This window comes from Brevundimonas sp., assembly GCF_036399195.1.
Lineage (GTDB): Bacteria > Pseudomonadota > Alphaproteobacteria > Caulobacterales > Caulobacteraceae > Brevundimonas.
The window spans coordinates 1-8,235 of sequence record NZ_DASWNO010000010.1 but is presented as its reverse complement, the minus strand read 5'-3'; the positions used below and the strand labels follow the sequence as shown (position 1 = coordinate 8,235).

Below are 8,235 nucleotides of genomic sequence, written 5' to 3'. Positions count from 1 at the left end.
GGCGGATTGGGTCCGGCGGGAATGGCGTCGATATTCATGGCGCGTCCGGTATGCTGCAGTGCGATATGAGGTGGCGGGCGTGATAGGCGGGGCGCGCGGCGGAAGCAAGGCAGGGCGTTGGCCCTGTCGCTCGGCGCGCGGCGGCTCGCGGCTTGAGCGCAGGTCGCGCGCACGTCACCATAAGGCGGCGAGAAGGAGCCTTCCATGACCCTGTTCGACTGGCTGGCCCTGACGTTGTTCGCCGTCTGCTGGCTCGGCTACGGCCCGCTGCTAAACCTGCTGGCGCGGCGCAGCGGCACGCTGAACGACGACATGGCGGTGGTGCGGCGGGTGTGGATGACGGCCATGGCCCACCGCGAGGTGCGGCTGGTGGACAGCCAGTTGCTGGGCCACACCATCAACTCAGGCGGCTTCTTCGCCTCGACCAACCTGCTGCTGATCGCCGCCGTGGGCAGCGTGCTGTTCGGCGGGCAGCAGGCGCTGGAGGGCTTCGCCTCGGTCGGCGCCGAGGACGTGCCGGCGCGGCTGCTGACGGCCAAGCTGGCCCTGGTGCTTGTCTGTCTGTCGCGCGGACTGCTGGATTTCATCTGGTCGATCCGCCAGCTCAACTACGCGCTCGCTTTGGTCGGCGCCGCCCCCGAGGTCGATACGGAAGCCGACCGCGCCGCGCTCGGAACCGCCGCGGCGGACCTGCTGAACCCGGCCCTGAACGCCTTCAGCCAGGGCGTGCGGGGCTATTATTTCGCGCTGGCGGCTGCGGCCTGGCTGTTCGGGCCGCAGTGGCTGGCGCTAGGCGTCGCGGCGGCGTTCTGCCTGCTGGTCTGGCGCCAGGCCGGCTCGCCCGCTGCTCGTGCGGTGCGCAACGCCCGGCGCCTGCTGGAGCCCTGAGCCGCGTTACACGGCGTGAACGCAAGTGCGAAATGGATGCTTGAAATCTTGTGCACCGCACACTAGCTTTCCTGTGACGCCTTCGGGCGTCATGCCCTTCCTGGGCGTTTCCTCCCTAAAGACTTCATGCCGCGCCCTCGGGCGCGGCTTTTTTTACGCCCGATTGTTGAGCAGCTCGGCGATGACCCGGGCCACGCCCTTTGCGGTCCGCGACCAGCCCGCGGACGGCGCCCGCGCCGCCTCGTCGTAGTAGAGCGCCCGGTTCAGCTCGATCTGCACCGCGTGGAACCCGTCGTCAGGCCGGCCCCAGACCTGCGTCGTCCAACCCCCGGCGTAGGGCCGGTTCAGCGCCACCCGCCAGCCCAGCGTCTCGAACGCCCGCCGCAGCCGCCGCGTCAGCTCGCCGGAACACGACGAGCCATGCCGGTCGCCCAGAACCACGTCCGGCCCCCGCAGTCCCCCTGCTCCAGCCGTGGCTCGCGCCGGCATGGAGTGCCAGTCGATCAGGACCGCCTCGCCATGCCGCGCCCGCGCGCCCTCCATCTCGCCCGCCAGAGCCGCGTGGTAGGGCGTATGCCAGCGGGCGATCCGCGCTTGCGCCTCGGCCTCAGACAACCGCCGTGCATAGAGGGGCCGCCCGTCGCCGCTGGTCCGGGGGATGACGCCGTACCCCGCGGCCGTGCGCGCCGAACTGTTCGTGGCGGCAAGCCCTTCGATCAGCGCGGGATCCAGCTCGGCCGGGTCGCGGTTGAGATCGACATAGGCCCGATGCATACGCCCCAGCACCAACACGGCGCCACCCTCGGCCCCCGGCGCGATCAACCGGTCGACCAGCGCGTCGCCGGCGCTGCGCAGGCTGGCGTCCGGGAGGGCGGGATCGGCGCGCATGTCGTCAGGACACAGGTCGCCCGAGTGCGGCGAGGCGAACACGAACCGGCCTGGCGCGGTCGGCCGCACGACCGAGAACCCCTCGCCGTCCGCCGCCGCATTCATTCCGAGGCCGTCTGGAACCATGCCGCAGCCTTAGCCTGTTTCGCCGCGTCATCCACAGCCGCCGGGCGCTCCGGAACGGCGATTTTCATGGCGGGTTTACCAGTCGGGGCCTAGCGTCGGACCAGATACGACAACGGACACTTCATGGCGCGCATCCTCCTGGCCGAAGACGACCACTCGCTGCGGGGCTTCCTGACCCGCGCGCTGGAACGCGCCGGCCATTCCGTGGTCGACTGCGAGAACGGCGACGACGCCATCGACGCGCTCGATCAAGGCCCGTGGGACCTGCTGCTGACCGACATCGTCATGCCGGGCGCCGACGGCATCGAGGTCGCCCGGGTGGCCGCCGCCCGTCAGCCGGGCATCCGCATCATGTTCATCACCGGCTTCGCCGCCGTCGCCCTATCCGCCGCCCAGGCCAGCCCCCAGGCCAAGGTCCTGGCCAAGCCGGTCCACCTGCGCGACCTCGTCGGCGAAGTCGAACGCATGGTCGCGGCGGCGTAGACGAGGGCGCTACCGCTGACCGCGCGGCGGCTCGCTGCTTGAGCGCGGAACCGGGCGAAGCCGAGGCCGCGTCGGGTCGGGAGGTCCGCAGGGCCGACGACCGCGGCCCTCCAAAATGCCCTTGCAGACAGCAAACCGGCCGGGTTATAGACCGCGCCTTCCCGTTCCGGGCCCGCCCGGAACCGCCACGGCGGACGCGTAGCTCAGCGGGAGAGCACTTCGTTGACATCGAAGGGGTCACAGGTTCAATCCCTGTCGCGTCCACCATTCCTCTCATCGCTTAGCTGAACTCGGACGTGGTCGCCTTGACCGTGTCGCGCCGGCTACTGTTCGCGATGACGACGACAGGGGCCCGGGTCGTCGATTGACACGGCTGCTACGCTACGGCTTGTTTCAGCCACATTTCGTGGGGGAAACAATGCTTCGGAAGATCACCGGTCTCGTAACACTCCTGTGCCTCGGCGCCTGCGCCACGCCCTATGTCGCCACGCCTTACGACCGGGCCTCCGCTTCAGTGAGCTCCGTCCGGGTGCTCGACGACTCGATGGCGGACAAGGCCATCGCCTATGAGGTGGCGTCCGTCGGCTCGAACTTCGGGCTGATCGGCGCGCTTGTCGACGCCGGCATCCAGGCCGAGCGGCAGGAGGCGGTCAATGACGCGTTGCGGACGGTCACCTTCGACGCCGAAGCCCGACTTGAGGCCCGACTGACCGAGGCCCTGCGCGCCCAGGGCTATAATGTCGCCGTCATGGCGGGGGCGGAGCGGCCGAAGCGTGACTTCCTGCCGAGCTATCCGGGCGCCGCGGAGGGGGCCGAGGCCTACCTCGATGTCGCGGTCATGAACTACGGCTACATGTCGTCCGGCGCGGGCCAGCCGTTCCGCCCGATGGTCGCTGCCAAGGTCCGGCTGGTCCGGGCGTCCGACTCGTCGACGCTGATGGAGAACCAGATCGTCTACAACCCGCTGAACACGGTGGCCGGAATCATCACCCTGCCGCCCAACCCCCAGTACGCCTTCAACAATCGGTCCGACCTTCTGGCTGATCCGACGCGGCTGGCCGCGGGCATCGAGGATGCGCTGGGCCAGGTCGCCCTCACCGCCGCCCAGCTGCTCCGGTAGACCGTCATGATCCGGCTCCTGACCGCGGCGTCCGCCCTGCTCGCCACCGCCGGCTGTGCAACGGCCGTCGCGCCGCTCCCAGCCGTTCTCGACTATGCCGGCTCTGGCTGCGCCCCCCGGGTCGACCTCGGCGGCGCGATCAGCCTGACGCCCGCCAAGGAGACCAACGGCTTCGTCGTCGTGGCCGATGTCGGCGGCGGGTCGCCGTGCCTGATCGGCGCGGGCGGCAAGGCCACGCCTTACGCCCTGTTCGCCCTGCCCGCCGATCCCGACGACAAGACCATCGCCGTCGGCGGCGCGCTGGAGCCGCTGCGGATATTCTCGCCGCAGGTCAGCGTGCTCGCCGCCGACGGAACGGAGCTGCGCACTCTGCCGGCGGCCGACTTCTTCTACCGCGGCCCGGTGTTCTCGGTTCAGTTCCGCCCCCGGGAGGGCGAAGCCTTCCTGCTGGTGGGGGCCGATCCCGCGCGGGTCGGCCAGCGCTACGACGCGATCAACGTCGGCACGAACACGACCACGGTCTACACCGGATTCGGAGCCGCCAACTTCACCACCGGCGTCGAAGCCAATAACAGCCGGCTGTTCTCGTACCACGGCGGCGTCCAGGTCATCGTCTACGACACGGACCTGGAAGACGGAAAACAGGCGCGCTGAAGCGTCCGGACGGCCCGCCGGACGCCTCCTGACGGAGACGCCGGCGACGCCCTCAGCCCAGTCGCGCCGCGATGCCGTTCAGGGTGTCCTTGAGCCCGGTCAACCGCCGCCCGGCCTGGTCGGCGCCTGAGACCTGAACGTCGCGCGCCGCGGCCTGCAGCCGGCCCGCGAGGCCTGCGTCCTTGCCGCCGCCGTCCACCAGAGGCGTGGCCTCGGCCAGGGCCGCCCGGAGCCGGGCGATCGCGTCCGTCGCCATGCCGCCGTCGCGCTCCAGCTGGTCGAGGTAGGCCAGCGCCACCACCGGATGGGCCGGCCAACGCACCGGAAACTGCTGCTGCGGATTCACCGTGCCGCCCTGATCGGCCATCCGCGCGGCGGCGATCTCGTTCTCGGTCAGGTGTTCGCTCGGTTGCAGCGCCAGGACGTCGAGACCGCGCGCGATCTCCGAGCCGTAGATGCGACCGTTGTACCAGTAGACAGACCAGAAGCCGCCCATGGTCCCGTGCTGCTCGCTGACCGGCCCGCGGTCGAAGAAGGCGATCTCGAACGGCCTGGCGGAGTCGGTGAAGTCGCTGATGGAGATGCCGCCCTGGTACCAGGCCTGCACGAACAGGTCGCGCCCGGGGACGGGGATCAGCGAGCCATTGTGAGCGACGCAGTTCTCCTTGTCCCCCTGCGGCGCGGGCAGCTTGTAATAGCTGCGGAACACCAGTTCGCTGTCGACGACGTCATAGATGGCGTTGGCGCCCCACGTGCGGGGATCCTGCACCCGGCAGCGCGGCCGGCCGCCGCCGCCCCACTCGTCGGTGAAGACCACCTTGGTGCCGTCGTTGTTGAACGTCGCCGAGTGCCAGTAGGCGAAGCCGGCGTCGGTGACCGCGTCGAGCCGGCGCGGGGCGCGCGGGTTCGAGATGTCGAACAGGATGCCGTTGCCCGAGCAGGCTCCGCCGGCGAGGTTGCGGCTCGGGAACAGGGTGATGTCGTGGCACTGGTCCGTGCGGCTGGTGGTCTGGGTGCCCTGACCGTGGTCGCCGCCGCGCCACAGGCCGGCGACCTGGCCTGTCTCGTCGGCGAAGACGGCGGGGCTGTCGACGATGCGCGAGCGCGAGGGATCGGCGAGCGGAATCTCGATCACGTCGATGCTGAACAGGGCGGTGCGGGGATCGCCCGGCGCGCCGGTGACACAGCCCGCCAGTTCCTTCTCGTTCCGGACGTTCGCGGTGCCCGAGTTGTAGACGATCAGCCGTTCGGCGTCGGCGGACACGACGGAGTGGGTGTGCGATCCGCGGCAGGTCTGGACCTGTCCCACCTGAACGGGCCGGGTCCGGTCGCTGATGTCGAAAATGCGCAGCCCCCGGAAGCGCTCGGCGCTGACGTCGCCGGTGACGCCTTCCCGGCCGCAGTCGACCCGGCCGCTGTTGGACTCGACCGACATCAGCAGCAGGTCGCCGACGATTGACACGTCGCCCTGTCCGCCGGGGCAGACCACTGAGCTGACCAGCTGCGGTTCGTCGCCCTGACCCAGCCGATAGAGGTTGAAGCCGTGATAGCTGCCGACGGCGAGGAGATCGCCAGAGAAGGCCATGTCCGTGTTGGCGAAGCTGAGGAAGGGCGCCCGGCTGCCGAACTGGCCGCCGGGCCCGTCGCGCCGCGGCTCGGCGTCGTCGCCGGCGGCGGCGACCGGCGGCGGCAGGCCTGCCGGGTTCTGCGGATCGAAGAAGCCGGTCGGCTTGGGCAGGCTGGCCAGCAGCGTCATGTTGCGGGCGGCCTGTTGCGCGTCCCGGAAATCGCCCCGCAGCGTGCTGCGCGGATCCTCCGCGCGCTCGCGCAGCAGCGCGGTCATGCGATTGATCTCGGCCTGCTGTTCGTTGGTCACGTCGTTGGCGAAGCGGAACAGCACCGGATCGTAGGCCGAGCCCGAACGGGCGAACAGATCGGCGACCATCTTCACCGCCCCTTCGTGGTGGGCGATCATCCGCTCGAGGAACAGCCGGTCGAACTCGGCGCCCCGGGCCGCCGCCAGCGCCGCCATCTGTTCGGCGGTGGCCATTCCGGGCATGGCCGCGTGGCCGGCGTGGTTCATCGCGCCGGACGCCCCGTGGGCGCTGTGGTCCATGCCCGCCATCGCAGCGGGGTCCGGCGCCGTTTCGTTCCGCTCGCGCAACCAGCCCTGCATGAAGGCGATCTCGTCGGCCTGGGACGCGTTGATCCGCCCGGCCACGTCGATCACCGCCTGGGTGTTGGTGCGCTCGGCCACCAGGGCCGCCATGGCCACGGCCTGGGCGTGGTGATGGATCATACCCTGCATGAACGTCACGTCGTCCGCCGAATAGCGGTTGTTCGCGATGCGCGAGGCTTCTTCAGCCGTCAGCGCCCGTGAGGCCTGCCCCGGGGCCCCCGGCTGGACGATGGCCGTATCCTGCGCCGCCGCGCCGGTGGCGAACAGCAGAACGCCCGCGGCGGCGGTGCAGCCGAGGAACCCGCGAACGGAGGGCCGGGTGTTGATCATGAGAGGTCTCCGAGGGGCGAGGTCCGGTCTGGACGGTCATGGGTGCGGCTGGACCCGATCGGCCCCGCGCGCATGCGCCATTGGTCGTGATCGGGGTCCGCCGCTCCGCTGCGACGGTCGGGTTGGGATTTGCTATCAATTGTTACTGTTTCGCAACCGCCTCCGCGCCACGTCGGGCGGGCGCCGCATGTCGCCATGAAACCAACCGCGGGCTCGGGTCTTAACCAGCCATGGCGATGGATTTCGAAACTCTGGTCGAAGGCGCTCCGGCCTACGGCGTGGTCGATGCGCGCGACGGGGTCCTCCTCTACGCGCGAGAGGGCCACGAAGAGGACTTCGAGGCGATCGCGGCGGAGGTGATCGAAGCCTCCGGCGACGAGTTCGAGGCCATCCCATTGGGCGGCGAGGGCTCTCGCTGCGACCGCCTGTTCGTCGCCCCGCTGCGTGAGGATCGCTCCTTCGACCCCAAGGGTTGACCGAGCAGCCGCTCGGTTCGCGGGTGATCCAGAGCCGAGGCTAGGTGGAGATCGCGTTCGCCGCCTCACGACCCGCGGCGGTCTGGACCAACGCTTCAGACCGACGCATTACAGGCGCCATGTCCGACCCGTTCCCGATCCCCTCCCCCGCCGAGTGGCGCGATCTGGCCGAAAAGGCGCTGAAGGGCCGGCCGCTGGAAGGTCTGGTGCACCTGGACGCCGACGGCCTGGCCGTGCGGCCCCTCTATGCGGCCGCGTCCGGCGTGCAGCCCGTCTCGGCGCCGCGCCCCTCCGACGCCGAGGGCCGCGCTTGGGATCTGCGGACATCCGTAGAGGGCGCGGACCCGGTGGCGGTCAACGCCGCGGTCCTGACCGATCTTGAAGGCGGCGCCGCCTCAATCGTGCTGGGCGGCGGTGTGCTGGACGACTCGGAGCCGTTGACGGCCGCGCTCGACGGCGTGGCCCTGGAACTGGCGGCGGTGGGGCTCGACGCCGGCTTGTCAGGACACGAGGCGGCCAACGCCCTCGCCGTCGCGGCCAAGGGCTCGCCCCGCGCGCGGCTGATGTTCCACATGGATCCGCTGTCGGCTTTCGCCGAGGTCGGCGCAGCGCCGCGTTCCGCGCCGGAACACCTGATGCTGGCGGCGAACACCGCCATGCGCCACGCCGCCGCCTATCCCGCCGCGACCTTCTTCCTCGCCGGCGGCCGTGTGGCGCACGAGGCCGGAGGCTCGATGGGGCAAGAGCTGGGCTTCGCCCTCGCCAACGCCGCCGAACTGATCCGCGCCGCGCTCGCCGCCGGGCTGAGCGGGGAACAGGCGCTGAAGGGGACCGTGATGGGCCTTTCGGTCGATCAGGAATACCTCGACGGACTGGCCAAGGTCCGCGCCGCCCGGCTGATGTGGCGCACCTTCAGCCGCGGGTTCGGTGTCGAGACCGCGGCGGCTGTCGAGGCGCGCTCGTCGCGCCGGATGCTGTCGGCCCGCGATCCCTGGCCCAACTTGTTGCGGCTGACGGCGGCGGGCTTCGCCGGAGCGGTCGGCGGCGCGGACGCCGTCGTCCTCGAAGGCCTCGCCCGCGCCAACGGCCGC

The 8,235-nt window shown here is 70.6% G+C and carries 8 protein-coding genes and 1 tRNA gene; 7 read left to right on the top strand and 2 right to left on the bottom strand.

The features are described 5' to 3' along the window. Positions 1 to 204 precede the first annotated feature (204 nt). Complete coding sequence (locus VGB60_RS00730; RefSeq protein WP_331036379.1) at positions 205 to 888, top strand: DUF599 domain-containing protein; 684 nt, start codon at positions 205 to 207, stop codon at positions 886 to 888. Positions 889 to 1,041: 153 nt separating this feature from the next. Here the strand turns inward: VGB60_RS00730 and VGB60_RS00725 are convergent, their stop codons facing one another. Further along, on the bottom strand, positions 1,042 to 1,902 hold the full coding sequence (locus VGB60_RS00725; protein WP_331036378.1) for an N-formylglutamate amidohydrolase: 861 nt from the start codon (positions 1,900 to 1,902) through the stop codon (positions 1,042 to 1,044). Between the two features lie 123 nt (positions 1,903 to 2,025). Here VGB60_RS00725 and cpdR point away from each other — a divergent pair, with 123 nt between their 5' ends. The 4 genes from cpdR (at position 2,026) to VGB60_RS00705 (ending at position 4,159) form a co-directional block, all read left to right on the top strand. After that, on the top strand, positions 2,026 to 2,385 hold the full coding sequence (gene cpdR, locus VGB60_RS00720) for a cell cycle two-component system response regulator CpdR (protein ID WP_292026428.1): 360 nt from the start codon (positions 2,026 to 2,028) through the stop codon (positions 2,383 to 2,385). 192 nt (positions 2,386 to 2,577) lie between these two features. Next, positions 2,578 to 2,652, top strand: a tRNA-Val gene (locus VGB60_RS00715). A 151-nt stretch (positions 2,653 to 2,803) separates the two neighbouring features. Beyond that, positions 2,804 to 3,505 (top strand): hypothetical protein, encoded by a 702-nt coding sequence (locus VGB60_RS00710; protein WP_331036377.1) that lies wholly within the window; start codon positions 2,804 to 2,806, stop codon positions 3,503 to 3,505. Between the two features lie 6 nt (positions 3,506 to 3,511). Next, positions 3,512 to 4,159, top strand: a complete 648-nt coding sequence (locus VGB60_RS00705; RefSeq protein WP_331036376.1) for a hypothetical protein — start codon at positions 3,512 to 3,514, stop codon at positions 4,157 to 4,159. Positions 4,160 to 4,211: 52 nt separating this feature from the next. Here VGB60_RS00705 and VGB60_RS00700 read toward each other — a convergent pair whose 3' ends face one another. Beyond that, positions 4,212 to 6,668, bottom strand: a complete 2,457-nt coding sequence (locus VGB60_RS00700; protein ID WP_331036375.1) for a DUF305 domain-containing protein — start codon at positions 6,666 to 6,668, stop codon at positions 4,212 to 4,214. A gap of 230 nt (positions 6,669 to 6,898) precedes the next feature. Here VGB60_RS00700 and VGB60_RS00695 point away from each other — a divergent pair, with 230 nt between their 5' ends. Both VGB60_RS00695 and VGB60_RS00690 read left to right on the top strand, forming a co-directional pair. Then, on the top strand, positions 6,899 to 7,144 hold the full coding sequence (locus VGB60_RS00695; protein ID WP_331036374.1) for a hypothetical protein: 246 nt from the start codon (positions 6,899 to 6,901) through the stop codon (positions 7,142 to 7,144). Between the two features lie 119 nt (positions 7,145 to 7,263). Continuing rightward, the coding region (locus VGB60_RS00690) for a methylmalonyl-CoA mutase family protein (protein WP_331036373.1) at positions 7,264 to 8,235 on the top strand (972 nt) is incomplete at its 3' end.